The organism is Curtobacterium sp. MCLR17_032 (assembly GCF_003234795.2).
Taxonomy (GTDB): Bacteria; Actinomycetota; Actinomycetes; order Actinomycetales; family Microbacteriaceae; genus Curtobacterium.
Window position 1 is genome coordinate 631,234 of sequence record NZ_CP126268.1, and the last position, 19,398, is coordinate 650,631.

Consider the following 19,398-nt stretch of genomic DNA (forward strand, 5'->3'; position numbering starts at 1 on the left):
CGATTCCGGGTACTCGATCTCCTATGCAACTGATGGCGGATTCGAGATCGGCAGCCTGAAGGGGCCACCGCCGAGTAACGACATGAGCAAGACGAACCGTGTTCTCGAAGCCTGCGAGAAGCAGTACGACGAGAGCATCACCTTCCTCTACGAGTCGACGCGTCGGAACCCGCAGAAGCAAGACGAAGCGGCGATCACCGTCAGGTGCCTACAGAAGGCCGGGCTGGTCGGCAAGGACTACACCGAGCGGAAGTGGCGGTCCGAGTACGACGCGGGGGTGTTCTCGTTCCCGGAGTACGACACGGCAGCGAGGCAGTGCACGCTCGATCCGCTCGGGCTGTGGCGGACCCCGTGAGGCGGCGGCGGCGGTGCGTGGCATGGGCGGTGTCCGCCTTGGCCCTGAGCGGATGCGCCCAGTCGGCTCCAGGTCCCGTCGAGCCGACCCCTCATCGGATCGACCCAGCTGTCTTCGCTGCCGCCGGTCCATGGGCGGTGGAGTTCGCGGAGGCAGTGGTGGCTCCGTACCAAGTGGGGATCCTGTCGGACGGGGTGATCACCGCCGACGAACGCGCTGATGCACGAGCACGAACGAGCAAGTGCATGCGGAGCCACGGGTACCGGTACGAGGAACACCGTGACGGTGCTGCCGACATCGATCCGTTGCATCGTCAGAGCGAGAGCATCGAACAGGTCGCGTCGTACCTGGCTGACTGCTCGCGGCGGTTCGACCATCACATCTCGATGCTGTTCGACGCGGTCCGACGGAACCCTGAGCACCGGGCCGAGGCCACGATCCAGGTGGCATGTCTGCAGCGCTCGGGAGTCGTCGGCGCGGACTACACACAACGGCGATGGCGAAGTGAGCAGGCCGACGACCACTTCTCCTTCGAGCAGTGGTCTCCGGAGGCCACCCAATGTCGGCTGGACCCGCTCGGCCTCGGGAGGCAGGGATGAGCTGGCGACGCAGTGGAAGGGGTCGCCAGGGGGCGGCTCTGCATTCTGCTTCCGACATCACTTGCGTGGAGGACCGCCACGAGGTCCGTGGCGAACAGAGAGAAGAAAGATCGTGAAGAAGTTGGTCATCAGTACCGCGCTCGTCGGCATCGTCATCAGTGGATGCGTTGCTTGGTCGTTCGAGAAGCTCTGCTACCTCAACGTGACGCAGTACGGGATGGTCCGAGCCTGATCGGCGCACGAGTTGTTCTCGCTACCGACGGCGGTTCGGTTCCTCGCCGTGATGCTCGCGACTGGAGCCCTCGCTGGCTGCACATCCGGTCCAACCGATGCTCGTCACGACACTCGCTCTGCACTGGCGGACGATCCATGGGGCGCGGAGTTCGCGCAGGCTCGAGACGAGGGCTCGCCCTACGAACGGAACGTGTTGGCGGACGGTGTCGTGACCGCTGCTGAGGTCATTGAATCGCACCGTCGAGTGCAGACGTGCATGCGCGGCGGCGGCTTCGACCTCGAGTGGACCGAGGAGAACACCTACGAGGTGACGGCCTCGGACGGAAGCGAACTCACGAAGGACGTGGACGCCGCGCTCGAGCAGCTGCGGCTCGCGTGCCTCGACAGATGGGACCACAGCATCACGTACCTCTTCACCGAGACTCGACGGAACCCTGAGAAGCAGGACGACGCGAAGATCACCGCCGCGTGTCTGCGGAAGTCCGGGCTCGTCGGCGCTGACTACACGGAACGCCGATGGCGGTCCGAGAACGACACCGGCAGCTTCTCGTTCGACGAGTACGACCCCGCTGCCGTGCAGTGTCGACTCGACCCACTCGGCCTCTGGCGGCAGGGATGAGCGGGCGGCGCAACAGCATGCTGTCCGGCTCGCTCCTCGGTCTCGGCAGCCTGCTGGTCGCTGCAGCCGCCGGTGTCGGCGCGGTCGTCGCGCTCCCGGCCGATCCGCCCGCGGCCCTGCGGACGGCGACCCCGGTCGAGACGGTGGCGGTCACCGAGCGGTCGGACGCCGACGAACACCAGGTGCAGCTGGCGCTCGACACCGGTGCGCCCCGCGCTGTGGTCACGAGCCGGACCGGGATCGTCACGGCGTCGTCGTGTGCGACTGGTGGGGTGGTCCGGAGCGGTACGGAGATCGCCCGGATCGACGACCTACCGGTGATCGCGTTCGCCAGTGGGACGCCGCTGTTCCGAGACCTCCACGACGACGACCGGGGCGAGGACGTCCGCGGACTGCAACAGGAACTCGCTCGACTGGGTTCGAGGATCACCGTCGACGGGATCGTCGGACCGGGGACGCTCCGGGCAGTGCGGTCGTTCCTCCTGACCCACGACGTTCCCCGTGCGGCGCTCTCGGACGACACGATCGAGCGCTCGGCCTTCGCGTGGATCCCCGCGGCAGAGGCAACGGTCCGGACCTGCACGGCGGTGGTCGGGGCGCCGGTGGACGCCGACGGCACGCTCGTCGAGCTGCCCGCCGAACTGCGCGGAGCACGGATCGAGCAGCTCCCGGCGGACGTCGTGGCCGGCCCGCGTGCGATCACCGTCGGACAGTTCCGCAGCGCCGTCGACGACCACGGAGTGGTGACGGACCCGGCAGCACTCGCGCAGATCGGCGCGCTGCCGGAGTACGCCGCCACGGTGGCGTCCGCCGACGGCGTCCCCACGCTGCCGGCGACGTGGGCGCTCGCCGAGCCGCTCACGGTCCAGGTCGTCCCCCCGACCGCACTCTGGGACCTCCGGGACGACCACGCGTGCGTCCAACCGGTGACCGGGGATCCCGTCCCGGTCGAGGTCGTCGGATCGGAACTCGGTCAGTCCTTCGTCCGGGCCGGATCGGGGACCACACTCGACCGCATCCGCGCGACACCCGAAGGTGGTCGGCCGTGCCGGTGAGCCTCAGCGCTGTCGGGCACCGGTGGCCGAACGGCACCGAGCTGTTCCACGACGTCGAGCGGACCTTCGACGAGGGCACCGTGACGGCCTTGGTCGGCCCGAGTGGGTCCGGGAAGTCGACGCTGCTCGCGATCCTCGCCCGGATGACCACGCCGACGTCCGGACGGGTGGAACTGCCCGATGACGCCGCCGTGCTGTGGGTGTTCCAGAACCCGCACGGGGTGGCGCGCCGGACCGCCCTCGACCACGTGACCCTGCCGTTGCTCGCCCGAGGGATGCGTCGACGTGCGGCTGAGGACCGGGCGATGGTCGTCCTCGAGCGTTTCGGTCTCGCGGGCCGGGCCACAGCGCGGTTCCGCGAACTCTCGGGTGGCGAGGCACAGCGGCTGATGCTCGCGCGGGGCGTCGCCGCGGCCCCGACGCTCATGCTCGTCGACGAACCCACCGCGCAACTCGACCGGACGACCGCGGCCGAGGTGAACGACGTGATCGCCGAACTCGCAGCCGCCGGCACCACCGTCGTCGTCGCGACGCACGACGACGCCACCCGGGCGGCGTGCGGGGCGGTCCTGGACCTCGGGGCGTTCCGGTGAGACGGCCCCGCATGCGGACGATCGAGGTGCTCCGGGAAGCCTGGCGGGACCTCAGCTCGGGTGCCGGCGCCGGGGTCGTCTGCGCGGTGGTCCTGGCGGTGCTGCTCGCCGGAGTCGTCGGCAGCCGGACCGTCACTGTCACAGCCGACGTCCGCGCCGCCGCCCAGTGGGTGACGTCCGGTGCCGCAACGCAGGTGTTCACGGCTGCCGGACGGATCGACGGGCGAGCGTGCGCGGCACTGGCCGACGAGCCGAACGTGCTGGCCGCCGGGGCCTTCCGGAAGACCGAGGACGGCATGGTCGTCGCGGCGCTCCCGGGAAGCTCGATCCCGACCTACGAGGTGACCGGCGGAGCGACCGCACTGTTCAGCGTCACAGGGTCCACGGCCGACGCGGGTGTCGTCGTCGCCCCCGAGGTGGCCGACGTCCTCGGCGTCCGGGCGGGCCAGCGCATCGCCACCCCGGACGGCCCGGTCCCGGTCGCCGGGGTCTACGCCTACCCGGACGACGGCCGCGACCCCGAGCTGTCGTACGCGGTCCTGGCACCCGCCGCTGACGACGGTGCGCCCTTCGATACGTGCTGGGCGACGATCTGGCCGGCGGACGAGTCCGCCGTCGCCGCGCTCCGGCGGACGCTGCTGCCGGCGAGCGGTTCCGAGGACGGCGAACGGTCGACGCTCGGCCAGCTGAACCCGCGATCCGGCACGACGTTCCTCCCGAGCGAGCCGCCGACCGTGGGCTTGCTCGAGTCGGTGGCGCTCGGACTCGGACTGGTGGTCGGGTGCGCCGCGGTGCTGCGTCGGCGGTTGTCCATCGCCTCGGACCGTCACGTCGGGGTCGGTGTGGCGGCGCAGGCGCTCGGCATCGCGGTCCAACACCTGGCGTGGGGCTCGGTGGGCGCGACGCTGGCGCTCGCCGTGTCCGTCGTGATGGTCCGGGGCCTGCCGGCCGGCGACGGTCTGCCGATCCTCACCGGTGCCGCAGTGCTCAGCGCGCTCGGACTCGTCGGTGTCGTCGTCGGGGGAGCCGCGAGCGTCGCGCTGATCCGGGAGCGTGACCTGCACCGGTACTTCCGCACCCGATGACGGTGACCGGGAGACGCGGCACACGCCCGACGGGTCAGCCCCGACCGGCGGTGGTCACCTCGATGCGGTTCGCCCACGGGTCCTCGAACGCGACCGACTGCCCGTCGTCCGCGGTCTGCACCCCGGCATCGCGCATCCGCGTGGTCAGCGCCCCGAGGTCGTCGACGGCCGGGACCTCGATCCGGACCAACCCGAGGCCGAGCGCCTGCTGCCGACGACCGGCTCCCCGGGAGTTCCACGTGTTCATCGCCATGTGGTGGTGGTACCCGCCGGCGCTGACGAACAACGCCTGGCTGCCCATCGCCGCGGTGGTCGCGAAGCCGAGCGTGTCGACGTAGAACGCCTTCGCTGCGGCCACGTCCCCGACCGACAGGTGCACGTGGCCGACTCGGCCGGGTCGGGCGTCCGCGTGCTCGAGCGCCTCAGGGGTGAGGTGCTCCTGCAGGAACGCGTTCGGGTCGATGTACACGGTGTCCATGTCGATCGACCCGTGCGTCCACGACCACTCGGTGCGGTCGCGGTCCCAGTACAGCTCGACGCCGTTGCCCTCCGGGTCGGTGAAGTAGAACGCGTTGCTGACCAGGTGGTCGGCGCTGCCGGTGAACGACTGCGGGTACCGCGTGGCGACGGAGTACAGCGCGGCGGCCAGGTCCGCACGGTCGTCGAACACGACGGCGGTGTGGAACAGGCCGGCCTGCCCGGGGCTCGCGTGCCGGAGCGCGGGCTCGTGCTCGAGCACGACGACGGGCACGTCGAGCGCACCACCCGCCGGCACAGCACCACCCGCCAGCACCGTGCCCCCGCCCGCCGCCGGCCGCCCGAGCACGACCCGCGCCCCCTCCTGCACGAGCACCGTCAGCCGCACACCGTCCCGGTAGAACGCCGTCATGGCATCGAGGTCGGCGACCCGGAGCGTGACGGCGCCCATCCCGGTGTCCGCGGCGAGGAGGTCCTGCGAGTTCATCCGCTCAGTCTGCGCCGAGATCGTTGACGCGTCAACAAAACGAGCCCGAGCGCCCCGACACCCTCACTTCGCGCTGAACCCACCGTCGGTCTTGAGCAGCTGCCCGTTCACCCACCCGCCGTCCGGCCCGCACAGGAACCCGACGAGCGCGGCGGTGTCGGTCGGCATCGACGGCCGTCCGAGCGGGGTCTGGTCGACGGCGGACTGCCGGATCTCGTCCGTCATCCACCCGGTGTCGTTCGGCCCCGGGTTGATGGTGTTCGCGCTCACCCGCACGTCGCCGAGCTCGATGGCGGCCCCGACGATCAGCCGGTCGAGGGCTCCCTTGCTGGTGCCGTACGGCAGGTTGAACCCGACGTGGTCGCTCGTCAGCGCGATCACCCGGCGGCGGTCGAGCGGCACGGCGGCACCCTCCCGCAGTCGTCGCGCGTAGGCCTGGACGATGAGGAACGGCGCGCGCACGTTCACGGCCAGGTGCTTGTCGAACGACTCGACGGTCGTCGTCGCGAAGTCGGAGTCCGCCGACTCGCAGTGCGACATGACGACGGCGGTCACCGGTGCGCCCGCCTCTGCCTCGGCACGGCCGACGAGTGCGGCCGCCTGCTCCGGATCACCCAGGTCGACCGGGAGGCGCGTCACGGCAGCTCCCGCTGCCACACACTCCGCGACGACCGCGTCCACCCCCGCCGGGTCGGCAGCCCCGTGCACCCGCTCGTCGTACGGACCCCACCAGCTGATCGCGAGATCCCAGCCGTCGGTCGCGAGGCGGATGGCGATCGAGGCGCCGATGCCGGCTCGTCGGCCGACCCCGGTCACCAGGGCGAGTGGTCTGCGGTTCGTCATGCGGGCCTCCATCCCGACCGTGCGGCGGTGCACGGTCCTGACCACCTTGGCATCACACCCGGTTGCTCGTCAGCCGGACCCGGCCCGGACGGGCCAAGATGGACCGATGCCCCCTGAACGCCGAGGTCGCCGCCCGCGACCCCAGGACCTGCCGGTCGAGCAGGCCCGCGACCGCATGTCGTCGTACATCTACGGCAACATCACCGTGCTCGCCGTCGCGATCGCGGTCTCACCGGAGCAGATCGAGCACGGCGCCGCGGTGCTGACGGTGCTGGCGACCGCGGTCCTGACCTACCTGGCGCACGTCCTGTCGCACCTGGTGGCGCACTCGATCGGTGCCACCGAAGACGAGGACGCCCGTCGCGAGACCGTCGCGGTGATCACGCGCAACGCGAACCCGATCGCCACCTCCGGGCTGATCCCGGCGGTGCTCTACGCGGCCGCGTGGGTCGGGTGGCTGCCGGCAGAGGGCGCGCAGATCGCGGCGGTCGTCATCCTGGTCGTCCGCATCGGCCTGGTCGGGGTGGTCCTGCAGCGGTTCAGTGGGAAGCGCCCCTCGTTCCTGGGGCTGTGGGGCGGGATCGTGCTCGCCGCGGTCGCGCTCGCCATCTCGCTGGTGAAGGTGGTGGCGACACATTGAGCACCGAGGCACCCGAGGCGAGCCCCGCGGACGAACGCCGCAGGTCGACGAAGCGGTTCATCCGCGACCTGGTGGTCATCGTCGTGCTGGCGCTGCTCGCCTCGTTCCTGGTCAAGGCGTACCTGGTGCGCTCGTTCTACATCCCGTCGGAGTCGATGGAGAACACCTTGCTCGTCGGCGACCGCGTGCTCGTCAACGAGCTCGTGCCGCACGTGATGCCGCTCGAGCGCGGGGACGTCGTCGTCTTCCGCGACCCGAACGCGTGGCTCGGCCCGGGGCAGGGCGACGACCTCATCAAGCGGGTCATCGGGCTGCCGGGGGACCGGGTGCAGTGCTGCGACGCCCAGGGCCGGCTGTCGGTGAACGGGCACGCCGTCGACGAGCCGTACGTGCGGCTGCCGGCGGACGTGAAGCGGGTGTCGGGTGACGACTTCTCGATCACGGTGCCGAAGGGGCGGATCTGGGTGATGGGCGACAACCGCTACAACTCGGCCGACTCGCGCATCCACGGCAACGTCCCGCTGGACGACGTCGTGGGCCGCGCGTTCGTCATCACCTGGCCGGCCGACCGGTGGTCGGTGCTGTCGCGCTACGGCGCGGAGTGGGACGCGGTGCCCGAAGCGAAGTGACGCAGCGCGGGGTGACGCAGCGCGAAGTGACGCAGCGCGGGGTGACGCAGCGCGGGGTGACGCACCGCGGGGTGACGCAGCGCGGGGTGACGCACCGCGACGTGACGTACCGCGGGGTGACGGGGCGGACCCGCACCGCGCCTCCCGGCCGGGAGGCTCAGCACCCGACGGTCGTCAGCGTCACCTTCGCGACCTGGTCGGCTCGGACCTGAGCCCGCTCCGGGCACAGGTCGCCGGCGCGGACGGTCACCTCGCCGAGGGGCACGCCCGCGAAGTCGGCGGTGTCTCCCGGGTAGACCTGCTGGTGCGACGACGGTTCCCCGTTCGGCAGGAACACCTTCACCTGGTACGGGTGGTCGGCGGCGTTCTGCGACACCGTGACGGACACCTGCCCGGTCGGGTTCTGCGCGCCGCAGCCGGTGAGGGCCAGGGTCGCGCCACAGACCAGGGCGAGGACGGGGGCGACACGGCGGAGCACCGCCCCAGAGTACGCGGCGGCGGCCGGGTGACCCGTCCACTGGGGGCATGCGTTCTGGACACAGGACGAGGGCGCTGTCCGGTATCCGCGTTAGCGTGGAGACATGAGCATCGAGCACGCGGAGCAGCATGCGGATCAGGCTTCCGCTCCCGAAACCGCTCGTCGTGCTGCCCTCCTGGCCGCCCTGGACGTGGTGCAGGGCGGGCCCGAGGAGCGCTTCGAACGCATCACCCGGATCGCACGCGAGGCCTTCGGCGTCGCCGGTTCCTTCCTCAACCTGGCGGGCGACGACCTGCTCTTCCACAAGTCCCAGCAGTCCGACGCGGTGTTCCCCGGGTCGACGCCGCTCCGTGACACCTTCTGCGGACGGACCCTGCACCAGGACGGTCCCGTGGTCGTGGCGGACGCCCGCGACGACCAGCGGTTCTCGGACCTGCCGATGGTGAACGACGACCCGAACGTCCGCTTCTACGCCGGGGTCCCGCTGCACGTGGGCGCCGACGCGACCAAGGTCGGCACGCTCTGCCTCATCGACCCGCAGCCTCGGACCCTCACCGCGGACGACGTCGTCCTGCTGCAGGAACTCGCAGTCTGGGCGGAGCGCGAGCTCGCCACGGGGCTCGACGACGACCGGATCCGCGCCGTCCTGACGGGGCTGCAGCCGCGGACCGTCGACCTGCCGGGGTGGACGATCGGCGGCACGTCGATCCCGCACGGCATCGTGTCGGGTGACTTCCACGAGTGGCGTGTGGCCGGCGACACGGTCGACCTGACCGTCGCGGACGTGATGGGGAAGGGCATGGCCGCCGGCCTCCTCGCCGCCGGGATGCGCGGAGCACTGCTCGCCCGGTGCAACGAGGTCCCGCCGACCGCCGTCGCCGCGCTCGAGGAGCAGGTGGCGCCGGACCTCAGCGCCGCCGAGGCCTTCGCCACGCTCTTCCACGGCCGACTCGACACCACCACGGGCCGGCTCGACTTCGTCGACGCGGGGCACGGCCTCGTGCTGCACCTGCACGCCGACGGAACCGAGACCGTCCTGCGCTCCGTCGACCTGCCGATCGGCCTGCACCCGGTCGGCATCGACCGTGCCGTCGGGCAACTCGTCCTCGAACCGGGCGACTCGCTCGTGCTGGTCAGCGACGGGGCGCTCGAGCTCTGGGACTCGACCCTGGCGTCGCTGTCCCGCCTCGGTGCGCTGTACCGGAAGTCGTCGGACCTCGGGGCGTTCCTGGCCGGCGTCCGCGGGCGTGCGATCGAGCACGACCCGGGCGACGACCTGACCGTCGTCGTGGTCTCCCGCGACGCCTGACCCGCGTCAGGCGCCGAGGCGCTCGATGAGTTCCTGGTACCGGGCGGCCGTCCGGGCGACGACCTCGTCCGGCAGCACCGGCGGCGTGCCGGTGCGGTCCCAGTTGGCGCCGAGCCAGTCGCGGACGATCTGCTTGTCGAACGAGTCCGTGCGGTTGCCCGACTCGTACGCGGCGGCGTCCCAGTAGCGGCTGGAGTCGCTCGTCAGGACCTCGTCGGCGATGCGGATCAGCCCGTCGGCGTCGCGCCCGAACTCGAACTTCGTGTCCGCGATGACGACCCCGCGCTGCAGGGCGATCGCCGCCGCGTCGGAGTACACCGCGAGCGACAGGTCACGGAGGGCTGCCGCATCGGCCGCTCCGACGAGCTCCTCGGTGCGCTCGAACGAGATGTTCTCGTCGTGCTCACCCTGCGGCGCCTTGTACGCCGGCGTGTAGATCGGCTCCGGCAGGCGGTCACCGTTCGACAGCCCGGCGGGCAGGGCGACACCGCAGACGCTGCCGGACTGCTGGTACTCGGTCCAGCCGCTGCCGACCAGGTACCCGCGGACGACGCACTCGATCGGGAACATCCGGAGCGGCATGACGTGCATCGACCGGGCCTCGACGTCGGCCGGGACCGGGGTCGTGGTGCCGCTCGGCGTGAGCAGGTGGTTCGGGACGTCGCGCAGCTGGTCGAACCAGAAGCGGGACAGCCGCGTCAGCAGCTCGCCCTTGCCGGGGATCGGCGGCTCGAGCGCGAAGTCGTACGCGCTGACCCGGTCCGAGGCCAGCAGCAGCAGTTCGGTGGCGCCGGCGACGTCGGCGGTGTCGGCCGGCACGTAGAGCTCGCGGACCTTGCCGGACGAGACGTGACGCCAGCCATCGACGACGGGTGCGGTGCTCATCGGACGACCTTCGTGGCGATGTCGGTGCGGAACTGGCCGCCGGGCAGGGTGATGTCGTGCAGTCCCGCGTACGCGCGGTCGCGCGCCTGGGCGAAGTCGGACCCGGTCGCGACGACACTGAGCACGCGTCCGCCGGTGGCGACGAGGTCGCCGTCGAGGGTGCCGGTCGCGGCGTGCAGGACGGCGACGCCGTCACGGGCGTTCGCGGCGTCCACCCCGGTGATGACCCGACCGGTGACCGGGTTCTCCGGGTACCCCTCGCTGGCCAGGACGACGGTGACGGCCGCCTGGTCACGGAACTCCGGCCGCGGGGTGCCGCCGAGCTGCCCGGTGGCGGCGGCCAGCAGCAGGCTGCTCAGCGGGGTCGCCAGGCGGGTGAGCACGACCTGGGTCTCGGGGTCGCCGAACCGTGCGTTGAACTCGATGACCCGCACGCCCTGCTCGGTGACGATGAGCCCGCAGTAGAGCAGGCCGACGAAGGGCGTGCCCTCGTGTTCGAGCTGTCGGACGGTCGGCAGGGCGACGAGCTCGGTGACCTCGTCTACGAAGGCCTGCTCGGAGCCCCATCGCTCGTCGAGCCACGGCAGCGGCGAGTAGGCGCCCATGCCACCGGTGTTCGGCCCGAGGTCGCCGTCGCCCAGACGCTTGTAGTCCTGCGCGGGGGAGAGCGGCCGGACGTCGTGCCCGTCGCTGAGGAAGAACAGCGACACTTCTTCGCCGTCGAGGAACTCCTCGACCACGACGTGTCCGTGCTGCAGCCAGTAGGTCGCGTGGTCGAGCGCGGCCTGACGGTCCTCGGTCACCAGGACGCCCTTGCCGGCGGCCAGTCCGTCGGCCTTGACGACGTAGGGGGCGCCGAGGTCGTCGAGTGCCGCCGCGGCTTCGTCCACCGTGCCGGCGTACACCGGGCGTCCGGTCGGGACGCCCGCTTCGGCCATGATCCGCTTGGCGAACGCCTTGGAGCCCTCGAGCTGCGCGGCGGCCTTGCCCGGACCGAAGACCGGGATGCCGCGGGTGCGCAGCGGGTCGGCGACACCGGCGATGAGCGGGGCCTCGGGCCCGACGACGACCAGGTCGACGTCGTTCTCGAACGCGTACTCCGCGACGAGGGCGCCGTTCGACGGGTCGAGCGACACCGTCTCGACGTCGGCGGCGATGCCGGCGTTGCCCGGCGCGGCCGTGATGACGTGACCGCCACCTTCCGGGGACGCGGCGTGCTCCGCCAGGAGGGCCGTGATGATCGCGTGCTCGCGGGCACCGGAACCGAGGACGAGGATTCGCACGCGATCACCCTACCGAGCCCGACTCGCCGCCCGCAGTGCACCGGCTAGCCTGTGGAGATGCCGCCGAGGACCATCGAAGACGCCGTCGGGCGGGCTGCCCTGGAGGCCGTGACCGCCGGCGCGACGGACCGCACCTCGATCGCGACCGCCGTCCGCTGGACCCTGCAGCGCCTGGCCGAGGACGTCCCCGGCAACAGCGTGGAGGTCCGGGTCCCGCCGTTCGCGGCCGTGCAGGCCCTGCCCGGCCCGCGGCACACTCGCGGGACCCCGCCGAACGTCGTCGAGACCGACCCGGCGACGTGGCTCGCGCTCGCCACCGGCCGACTGCGCTGGGACGACCCCGACACGGCCCGACGCGTCAGCGCCTCCGGGTCACGGGCGGACCTTGCCGCGTTCCTGCCGGTCCGTCTGTCCTGAGTCCGTCTGCCCTGAGTCCGTCTGCCCCGACCGGTCCGCCGACTGCGCGCGTCGCACCAGCAGCAGCACGAGTGCCCCGACGACCAGCGTCACCGCGACCGTGGGTGGCAGCACGAACGCCTCGCGGACGACGAGCGACCCGACCCCGCCCCCGCGGCCGAGGACCGACCCCGCGGTCACCAGCGCGACCAGCAGGACGGCGGCGAGGGCGGCGACCGGGGTGATGCGAGCCTCCCGGCCGGACGCCGCGGTGGTCGCGCCGGACCGCTCCGGACGGGAGGCCCGCCCCACCCCCGCCACGTCGCCGGCGGTGGCCGCATGGCGCGTCCACCGCAGCAGCAGCACGAGGAGCAGCAGCAGGCCACCGGCGCTCGACGCGTCCTGGACGAGGGAGTACACCGGGTGCCCGCCGACATCGGAGCGGAGCGCCGCCACGTGCCGGACGACCCAGCCGTGCGGGTGCGACCAGGCGTCCCAGACGACGTGCGTCACGCTGCCGAGCACGCAGGCGACCACGACGAGCGGGACCCGCGCCGGCGGGACCCGCTCGGGCCGGTGCCAGCCGGGCAGCTGCGCGCGGTACCGGGCGGGCAGGACCGGTGTCCATGCGGGCCGGACGAGGAACCACCACGCGGCGAGGACGACGAGCGACACCGCGAGGTCGATCGTGACGACGCCGACCCACGAGTGCGTGAAGCCGTACGGCGGCAGCGCGGGCACGAAGAGCACGGCGTCGGGGGCCATCGAGCCGACCGCGACGGCCGCGGCGGGCAGGACGGTGTGGCGGAACGGCAGGGCGACGACCGCGTGGCTGATGGTGAACGGCACCCGTCGAGCCTGACGGCAGGCGGGACGCGGGCACATCGGCCGGAAGGTGGAGACGACAGCCGGCCCTGGCGCTGGCCGGGCCGATACCGGCGGGAATTAGGTAGGTCCTACCGATGTGGACCGTGCACCTGGTTCTCTAACCTGGCTGAAGTCGCCGGGATTCGGACCCGACCCGAACGGGTCCGAACCCGGCGACACACGCAACGCTACGCGAAAGCGGGCCCGCTGTGTCAACGAGAACGGCGAGTCGTGCTGCATCCCGCAACTTCTTGCGGTTGATCCGTCGCGCCCGGACGCGGGCGGCACCGTCCGGACGAGGACGGCTGCCCGGTCGCGGGCTGCTGGCGGGACGCGTGCCCGGTGTCCGGTGTCCGGCGTCCGTCCGGCGTCCGGCGCCCGGTACCCGGCGCCTGGTGCCCGGCGCCCGGCGTCGAGACGGGCCCGTCTCCGTGAGACGCCGCGGTGCGCTCGAGACGCCGCAGGATCAGGGGGCGTCTCGGCCGGATGGCGGCGTCTCGGACTGACCCCGGCGTCTCGGCGGGGCCGCGGGGCCGGCGGACCGTCCGGAAGGGCGGGTCAGACCATCTCGGCGAGCTCGGACCGCGAGCGCAGGTCCCACTTCGCGAACACCCGCGACATGTGCGCGTCGATCGTCCGCACCGACAGCCCGAGGTGCTCGGCGATCCGCCGGTTCGAGAACCCCTGGGCCGCGAGCTGGGCGACCTCGTACTCCCGCTTCGTCAGCGGCTGCGTCCGACGTCCAGCGGTCACGGCCATCCCGCACGCAGCCAGGTCGGCCTGGGCGCTGGCGATCCACCCGCGGTCGCCCGAGCGCAGTGCGTCCGCGTACTGGGTGATCGCGCTCGCCAGGGGCCCGTCGACCCGTCCCGCCGCGTCCTGCAGTCGGTCGAGCGACGACGTGGTGTCCCGACCGGCCGCGATGTCCATCACGTAGTGCAGCGCCTGCCCGTAGAGCACGTGCGTCCAGGCGCCCGAGGCGGTCCCGCGGGCGATCAGCTCGTCGGCGCGGTGGAGCCCGGCGGGGTTGCCGAGCAGCGCCTCGGCCCACGCGATGGTCATCTCGATCTGGTCGCCGAGGATCCGCATCGCCCGGAGCGGAGTCGTCCGCGCCCGCTCGACGGACTCGGCAGCCGCGTCGGTCATGCCCGCGTACGCCTGCGACATCGCCAGACGGGACCACGCGTAGGCGGCGAACCCACCCGGGTCGTCGACGGCGTACCGCTCGCACGCGGCCGTGAACGCGGTGACGGCGTCCGACCACCGGCGTTGTCCCAGTGCCTGGTTGCCGATGCCGAACAGCTCGAGCGTGAAGTCGTACTTCAGGAACGGGTCCGACCGGCTGACCGGCACCTGGGTCACCATCTCGGCGATGTCGCCCCGCCACACCTGGACCTGGTGCATGACGGACACGATCTCGCCGACGCTCCAGGGGGAGTCCTCGAGGTGCACGGCGGCCGTGGCCAGGCACGCCTGCGCGAGCCGGATTGCCTCGTCGAGTCGCCCGCCGGTGCCGAGGGCTGCGACGGCACAGGCGGCGATCGGCAGGAAGGACCGCGGGATCGCCGGGGCGTGCAGGACGCCGGTGCGCTCGATCTCCTGTCGGACCTCGGTGAAGTCGCCACCCCAGCCGAGGTGTGACAGCCGCAGGAGCCGGAGCTGCTCGGCCGTCTCGAGGTCCACGAACTGCATCGCGGACTCGGTGAGGGCGACGGCCGCCGAGGTGTCGTCGTCGTGGAACTGGCGGAGGTTCGCGAGGGTCTCGCACGCCTCGACCACGGCGACGTCGTCGACCCGCGGGCCCGAGGTCACCAGGCCCCAGGCCGCTTCGGCGTCGAGCCGGCCGGCCTCGCGCCCGCTGCTGTACCCGTAGGCCAGGGACCGGAGGCAGTGGGTGCGCACCCGGTCGGTCGGGGTGAGGCCAGCGTCGGGCCCCGCGTTGAGGGCCGCGGTCGTCAGGACGATGGCGCTCTCGTGCTCCTGCAGGCCGCCGGCGACCCGGGCCGCGTCGAGCAGCTGGTCGACCGGGGGCACGATGCCGCACTCGAGTGCCCAGAGGGTCGAGCGGAGTCGGGCTGCCGGTGGTGCCCCCTCGGGCCGGTCGGTGCGGAAGGCGTTGGCGCGGGCGAACAGCGAGGTCCGGCGTGCGACGGGCACCAGGGCGCGGACGACCTCGCCGATGAGCGGGTGCGAGGAGCGCGCGACCGGGCTGCCGGTGTCGGTCGAGTCGATCCGGACGAAGCCGAGCCCCACCATGCGGTCGAGGTCGCGTCCGTCGACCAGGGCGATCAGGCGGGACAGCGGGATCGGTTCGGCGAGGGCGACGATCTCCACGACGTCCCGGAGCTCGCCCGGCAACGCCCCGAGTTCGGTGCGGTACATGTCCGCCAGGCTCATCGACGCCGTGACCCGTCCGCGCCAGTACCAGCTGAGGGCGGTGTGCTCGAGCGAGCCCGAGGACAGGCCGGCCCGCACGACCTCGCGCAGGTACAGCGGGTTGCCCTGCGTCGCCCGGTGGACCTGCTCCACCGACGCCGGTTCGAGCGGGGCGCCGAGCGCGCGCTCGATCAGGGACGATGCCTCGGCCACGTCGAGCGGTTCCAGGTCGATGCGTTCGAGCAGGTCGTCCTGCCACAGCGCCCGCAGGGGTTCGGCGAGGGCCGTGAAGTCCCGGCAGGTCAGCACGAGCCGCGCGTGCTGGTCCCGCACGAGCCAGGCGACGTAGCGGGCCGACAGGGCGTCGAGCAGGTCGGCGTCGTCGACCCGGAGGAGCAGGTCGCGTCCTTCCGCCTCGGCGGCGTCCCGGAGGCGCGCCTCGGCCGGCACGGGTTCGGTCAGGTCGTCGCCCAGGACGTCCCCGAACCGGTCCGACACCGCGCCGAAGGGCATCGACGACCCGGCGGCCACGGCGGTGATCGGCACGACCAGCGGGTCCGTGTCCCGCTCCTGCGCGGCGACCCGGTCGGTGACGCGGGCAGCGACGGTGGTCTTGCCGAGCCCGGCGGCCCCCACGAGGGCGACACTCCACCGGTGCTCGCCGACGACGGCGACCGCGCGGTCCTCTTCGTCACGGGTGATCACGGGCCAGGACAGGCGGGCGGGGGCGGTCGTCGGACGGCGCTCGCTCGACGCGGCCTCCTCGGCCATCGCGCACCTCCGTCCTCGACGGTGTTCCGTCCTGCACCATCATCTCGCGTCCACCGGACGAACTGCCGGGCGTGGATCCTCCCAAGGTGGGGGACAATGGGGACGTGAGCAACACCGATCGACCCGACGAACGCCCGGTGCCGGCGCCGAACGCGGTGACCAGCCCGGACCAGGTCACCATCCGACGCGCCCCCCGTTTCAGCGTCTTCATCCTCGGCGGCGCCGTCCTCGGCTTCCTCGTGACGGTCGTCGTCGTCGCGCTCACGATGGGCATCGACCGGGGCAACCAGCAGGAGACCACCGGTTTCGCGGGCCTCGTCGGCTACTTCAGCCTGTACGGCGTCTCGATCGGCATGCTCGTCGGCGCGGTCATCGCCGTCGTGCTCGACCAGGTCTCGTCCCGCCGTGCGGCCCGGCTGACGGCCGAGCGGGTCGCCGTCGACCCGGCTCCGGAGACCGTCGACGGCGAGCTCGAGGACCACAGGGCACCGGATGTCCGGCCCGCCACCGACGTACCAGCCACCGACGTGCCCGCCACCGACGTGCCCGACACCGACCGCACGGTCGAGCCGGAACCCCGGGAACGCCCCGAGCGCTGAGGCTGCGGTCGCGGACGCGACCACAGAACGGACTGGAGGCCCGTCACCAGCTGGTGACGGGCCTCCAGTCCGTTGGTCCGCACGGTGCGGAACCGGCGTCAGCTGAGCTGGTTCGCCTCGACCCAGGCCAGGTACTCCGGCGACACCAAACCGGTGACGTACTCGCCCGTGAAGCAGCTCATCTCGAGGTCCGTGACGTCCGATCCCTCGATGATCGCGTCGCGCATGTCACCGATCTCCTGGTAGATCAGGTGGTCGCTGCCCAGCACCCGGTTGATCTCCGGGATCTTCCGGTCGTGGGCGATCAGCTCGGCGCGCGTCGGCATGTTGATGCCGTAGACGTGCGGGAACCGGACAGGGGGCGCCGCGCTCGTGAAGGTGACCTCGTTCGCGCCGGCGGCCCGCGCCATCTCGACGATCTCGCGGCTCGTCGTACCGCGCACGATGGAGTCGTCCACGATCAGGATGTTCTTGCCCTTGAACTCGGACGACATCGCGTTGAGCTTCTGGCGGACCGAACGCTTGCGCTCCGCCTGCCCCGGCATGATGAACGTGCGGCCGACGTAGCGGTTCTTGTAGAAGCCCTCGCGGTACTCGATGCCGAGCTTCTGCGCGACCTGCATCGCGGCAGGGCGGCTGGAGTCCGGGATCGGCATCACGACGTCGATGTCGCCGGTCGGGGCGTACTGCTCGATCGTGTCCGCCAGGCGGTTGCCCAGGCGGAGACGGGCGTCGTACACGGAGATGCCGTTCATCACGGAGTCCGGACGGGCCAGGTAGACGTACTCGAAGGAGCACGGCACCAGGCGCGGGTCCTTCGCGCACTGGCGGGCGTGCATCGTGCCGTCCATCTCGATGAAGACGGCCTCGCCCGGGGCGACGTCGCGGACGATGTCGTAGCCGCCGGACTCGAGCACCAGGGACTCGGACGCGACGACCCACTCGCTCTTGCCGGCGTCGTCGAACTTGTGCCCGAGGATCAGCGGCCGGATGCCGAACGGGTCGCGGAACGCCAGCAGGCCGTGGCCCGCGATCGTCGCGATCGTGGCGTACGAGCCCTCGACCCGCTCGTGCACGCGCTCGACCGCGTCGAACACCTGCCCGGGGTCGAGGTGCGTGCCACGGACCTGGCCCTGCAGCTCGTGCGCCAGGACGTTCACGAGCAGCTCGGTGTCCGAGGTCGTGTTGAGGTGCCGGCGGTCGATGTCGAACAGCTCGCGGGTGAGTTCCCGCGTGTTCGTCAGGTTGCCGTTGTGCACGAGGACGATGCCGTACGGCGCGTTCACGTAGAACGGCTGGGCTTCCTCTTCGTTCGCGGCGGCGCCGCGGGTGGCGTAGCGGACGTGGCCGAGGCCCATCGTCCCGAGGAGTGCCCGCATGTCACGGGTACGGAAACCCTCGCGCACGTGGCCGCGGGTCTTGTGCATGTGGTGCACGTGCCCGTCGACCGTGGCGATGCCCGTGGAGTCCTGTCCCCGGTGTTGCAGGAGGAGCAGGGCGTCGTAGATGGATTGGTTTGCAGGCCCCTGCGCAACGAGGCCGACGATGCCGCACATTCGCGGGGTGCTCCAGACCGTAGGATCGGGTGGTACCGAACAAGTCTGCCATGCCCTGCGGAGGACGACGTATGCCCAACCCCTACGCCGAGGCCGGCGTCGACACCGCTGCCGGTGACCTGGCCGTCGAGCTCATGAAGTCCGCCGTGTCGGCGACGCACAACGCGTCCGTCCTGGGCGGGGTCGGCGGCTTCGCCGGTCTGTACGACGTCTCGTTCCTCAAGGACTACGAGCGGCCCCTCCTCGCCACCTCGACCGACGGCGTCGGCACGAAGGTCGCGATCGCGCAGGCCATCGACAAGCACGACACGATCGGGCAGGACCTGGTCGGCATGGTCGTCGACGACATCGTCGTGGTCGGCGCGACGCCGCTGTTCATGACGGACTACATCGCCTGCGGCCGGGTCGTCCCGAACCGCATCGCCGACATCGTCGCCGGCATCGCCCGCGGCTGCGCGGCCACCGGCACCGCCCTGGTCGGCGGCGAGACCGCGGAACACCCGGGCCTGCTCGGACCGGACGACTACGACGTCGCCGGTGCCGCGGTCGGCGTGGTCGAGGCCGGTTCGCAGCTCGGCGCCCACCTGGTGCAGGACGGCGACGTGGTCATCGCGATCGAGTCCTCCGGGCTGCACTCGAACGGGTACTCGCTCGTCCGGCACATCCTGGGCCAGCGCGGCATCGGCTACACCGACACGCTGCCGGAGCTCGGCGGCCTGGTCGGCGAGGCCCTGCTCGAACCCACCCGCCTCTACACGACCCCGCTGCTCGAGCTGATCGACGGACACCCGGGCGACGTGCACTCGCTGTCCCACGTCACCGGTGGCGGCATCGCGGCGAACCTGGCGCGCGTGCTGCCCGTCGGCTCGTGGGTCGAGGTCGACCGTTCCACCTGGCAGCCGCTGCCGGTGTTCCGCGTCCTGGCGGAGCTGGCCGGAACCCCGATCGAGGACACCGAGAGCACCTGGAACCTGGGCATCGGCATGTTCGCGGTCGTCTCGGCAGCGTCGGTCGACGGGGTCACCGCGACGCTCCGGTCGGCCGGGCTTCCGGCGTGGGAGGTCGGGACCGTGTCGATCGGCACGCGTGACCTGACCGGGTTCGAGCAGGGCGCCAAGGGCGTCGACGGCGGGGCCGTGCGCCTGGTCGGGGCCTACGCGGGCTGAGTCCCGGCGCGCTGGTCGGCTCCTGCCGGCGTGGTCGAGGTCGCACGACCTGCCGCCTGCGCTCTGTCGAGGTCGCACGACGTGCCGCCTGCGCTC

Annotated in this window: 20 protein-coding genes; 12 read left to right on the forward strand and 8 right to left on the reverse strand. The window is 72.0% G+C overall.

The window, feature by feature from the left end; translation table 11 throughout:
- Window positions 1-82: 82 nt before the first annotated feature.
- The 6 genes from DEI97_RS03020 (at window position 83) to DEI97_RS03045 (ending at window position 4,540) form a co-directional block, all read left to right on the forward strand.
- The gene (locus DEI97_RS03020; RefSeq protein WP_111074896.1) at window positions 83-355 is read left to right on the forward strand and encodes a hypothetical protein; all 273 of its coding nucleotides are present in this window, start codon (window positions 83-85) and stop codon (window positions 353-355) included.
- Between the two features lie 245 nt (window positions 356-600).
- Entirely contained in the window at window positions 601-954 is a 354-nt protein-coding gene (locus DEI97_RS03025) for a hypothetical protein (protein ID WP_146248140.1), read from the forward strand.
- A gap of 442 nt (window positions 955-1,396) precedes the next feature.
- On the forward strand, window positions 1,397-1,807 hold the full coding sequence (locus DEI97_RS03030; protein WP_146248141.1) for a hypothetical protein: 411 nt from the start codon (window positions 1,397-1,399) through the stop codon (window positions 1,805-1,807).
- Window positions 1,804-2,862, forward strand: a complete 1,059-nt coding sequence (locus DEI97_RS03035) for a peptidoglycan-binding domain-containing protein (RefSeq protein ID WP_181439245.1) — start codon at window positions 1,804-1,806, stop codon at window positions 2,860-2,862. Before DEI97_RS03030 ends, DEI97_RS03035 begins: the two co-directional genes overlap by 4 nt.
- Window positions 2,853-3,455 (forward strand): ABC transporter ATP-binding protein, encoded by a 603-nt coding sequence (locus DEI97_RS03040; protein ID WP_111074900.1) that lies wholly within the window; start codon window positions 2,853-2,855, stop codon window positions 3,453-3,455. The genes DEI97_RS03035 and DEI97_RS03040 overlap by 10 nt, the downstream gene beginning before the upstream one ends.
- An 11-nt stretch (window positions 3,456-3,466) precedes the next feature.
- Entirely contained in the window at window positions 3,467-4,540 is a 1,074-nt protein-coding gene (locus DEI97_RS03045) for a hypothetical protein (RefSeq protein ID WP_111074901.1), read from the forward strand.
- 34 nt (window positions 4,541-4,574) lie between these two features.
- Here the strand turns inward: DEI97_RS03045 and DEI97_RS03050 are convergent, their stop codons facing one another.
- Both DEI97_RS03050 and DEI97_RS03055 read right to left on the reverse strand, forming a co-directional pair.
- Window positions 4,575-5,504 (reverse strand): VOC family protein, encoded by a 930-nt coding sequence (locus DEI97_RS03050; RefSeq protein WP_111074902.1) that lies wholly within the window; start codon window positions 5,502-5,504, stop codon window positions 4,575-4,577.
- A 63-nt stretch (window positions 5,505-5,567) separates the two neighbouring features.
- Window positions 5,568-6,347, reverse strand: a complete 780-nt coding sequence (locus DEI97_RS03055; RefSeq protein ID WP_111074973.1) for an SDR family oxidoreductase — start codon at window positions 6,345-6,347, stop codon at window positions 5,568-5,570.
- A 106-nt stretch (window positions 6,348-6,453) separates the two neighbouring features.
- Between DEI97_RS03055 and DEI97_RS03060 the strand changes: the two genes are divergently transcribed.
- Both DEI97_RS03060 and lepB read left to right on the forward strand, forming a co-directional pair.
- On the forward strand, window positions 6,454-6,987 hold the full coding sequence (locus tag DEI97_RS03060; protein ID WP_146248142.1) for a hypothetical protein: 534 nt from the start codon (window positions 6,454-6,456) through the stop codon (window positions 6,985-6,987).
- The gene (lepB, locus tag DEI97_RS03065; RefSeq protein ID WP_258376705.1) at window positions 6,984-7,616 is read left to right on the forward strand and encodes a signal peptidase I; all 633 of its coding nucleotides are present in this window, start codon (window positions 6,984-6,986) and stop codon (window positions 7,614-7,616) included. Before DEI97_RS03060 ends, lepB begins: the two co-directional genes overlap by 4 nt.
- A gap of 157 nt (window positions 7,617-7,773) precedes the next feature.
- Here lepB and DEI97_RS03070 read toward each other — a convergent pair whose 3' ends face one another.
- A complete protein-coding gene (locus tag DEI97_RS03070) occupies window positions 7,774-8,094 on the reverse strand; it encodes a hypothetical protein (protein WP_111074904.1) in 321 nt (106 codons plus the stop codon).
- Between the two features lie 103 nt (window positions 8,095-8,197).
- Between DEI97_RS03070 and DEI97_RS03075 the strand changes: the two genes are divergently transcribed.
- Window positions 8,198-9,403, forward strand: a complete 1,206-nt coding sequence (locus DEI97_RS03075) for a SpoIIE family protein phosphatase (protein WP_111074905.1) — start codon at window positions 8,198-8,200, stop codon at window positions 9,401-9,403.
- Window positions 9,404-9,409: 6 nt separating this feature from the next.
- Here the strand turns inward: DEI97_RS03075 and DEI97_RS03080 are convergent, their stop codons facing one another.
- Both DEI97_RS03080 and purD read right to left on the reverse strand, forming a co-directional pair.
- Window positions 9,410-10,288: a phosphoribosylaminoimidazolesuccinocarboxamide synthase gene (locus DEI97_RS03080; protein WP_111074906.1), complete on the reverse strand. Its 879-nt coding sequence runs from the start codon at window positions 10,286-10,288 to the stop codon at window positions 9,410-9,412.
- Entirely contained in the window at window positions 10,285-11,571 is a 1,287-nt protein-coding gene (purD, locus tag DEI97_RS03085) for a phosphoribosylamine--glycine ligase (protein WP_111074907.1), read from the reverse strand. Before purD ends, DEI97_RS03080 begins: the two co-directional genes overlap by 4 nt.
- Window positions 11,572-11,628: 57 nt before the next feature.
- Here purD and DEI97_RS03090 point away from each other — a divergent pair, with 57 nt between their 5' ends.
- Complete coding sequence (locus DEI97_RS03090; protein WP_111074975.1) at window positions 11,629-11,988, forward strand: sterol carrier family protein; 360 nt, start codon at window positions 11,629-11,631, stop codon at window positions 11,986-11,988.
- On the opposite strand, the gene DEI97_RS03095 is transcribed toward DEI97_RS03090, so the two are convergent.
- Both DEI97_RS03095 and DEI97_RS03100 read right to left on the reverse strand, forming a co-directional pair.
- Window positions 11,944-12,816: a DUF4184 family protein gene (locus DEI97_RS03095; protein ID WP_181439246.1), complete on the reverse strand. Its 873-nt coding sequence runs from the start codon at window positions 12,814-12,816 to the stop codon at window positions 11,944-11,946. The genes DEI97_RS03090 and DEI97_RS03095 overlap by 45 nt on opposite strands.
- A 576-nt stretch (window positions 12,817-13,392) precedes the next feature.
- Window positions 13,393-15,981 (reverse strand): helix-turn-helix transcriptional regulator, encoded by a 2,589-nt coding sequence (locus DEI97_RS03100; protein ID WP_111074909.1) that lies wholly within the window; start codon window positions 15,979-15,981, stop codon window positions 13,393-13,395.
- Between the two features lie 104 nt (window positions 15,982-16,085).
- Here DEI97_RS03100 and DEI97_RS03105 point away from each other — a divergent pair, with 104 nt between their 5' ends.
- On the forward strand, window positions 16,086-16,580 hold the full coding sequence (locus DEI97_RS03105; protein ID WP_111074910.1) for a hypothetical protein: 495 nt from the start codon (window positions 16,086-16,088) through the stop codon (window positions 16,578-16,580).
- Window positions 16,581-16,678: 98 nt separating this feature from the next.
- Here the strand turns inward: DEI97_RS03105 and purF are convergent, their stop codons facing one another.
- On the reverse strand, window positions 16,679-18,136 hold the full coding sequence (gene purF / locus DEI97_RS03110; RefSeq protein WP_111074911.1) for an amidophosphoribosyltransferase: 1,458 nt from the start codon (window positions 18,134-18,136) through the stop codon (window positions 16,679-16,681).
- Between the two features lie 71 nt (window positions 18,137-18,207).
- Between purF and purM the strand changes: the two genes are divergently transcribed.
- On the forward strand, window positions 18,208-19,302 hold the full coding sequence (gene purM / locus DEI97_RS03115; protein WP_111074912.1) for a phosphoribosylformylglycinamidine cyclo-ligase: 1,095 nt from the start codon (window positions 18,208-18,210) through the stop codon (window positions 19,300-19,302).
- Window positions 19,303-19,398: the final 96 nt, after the last annotated feature.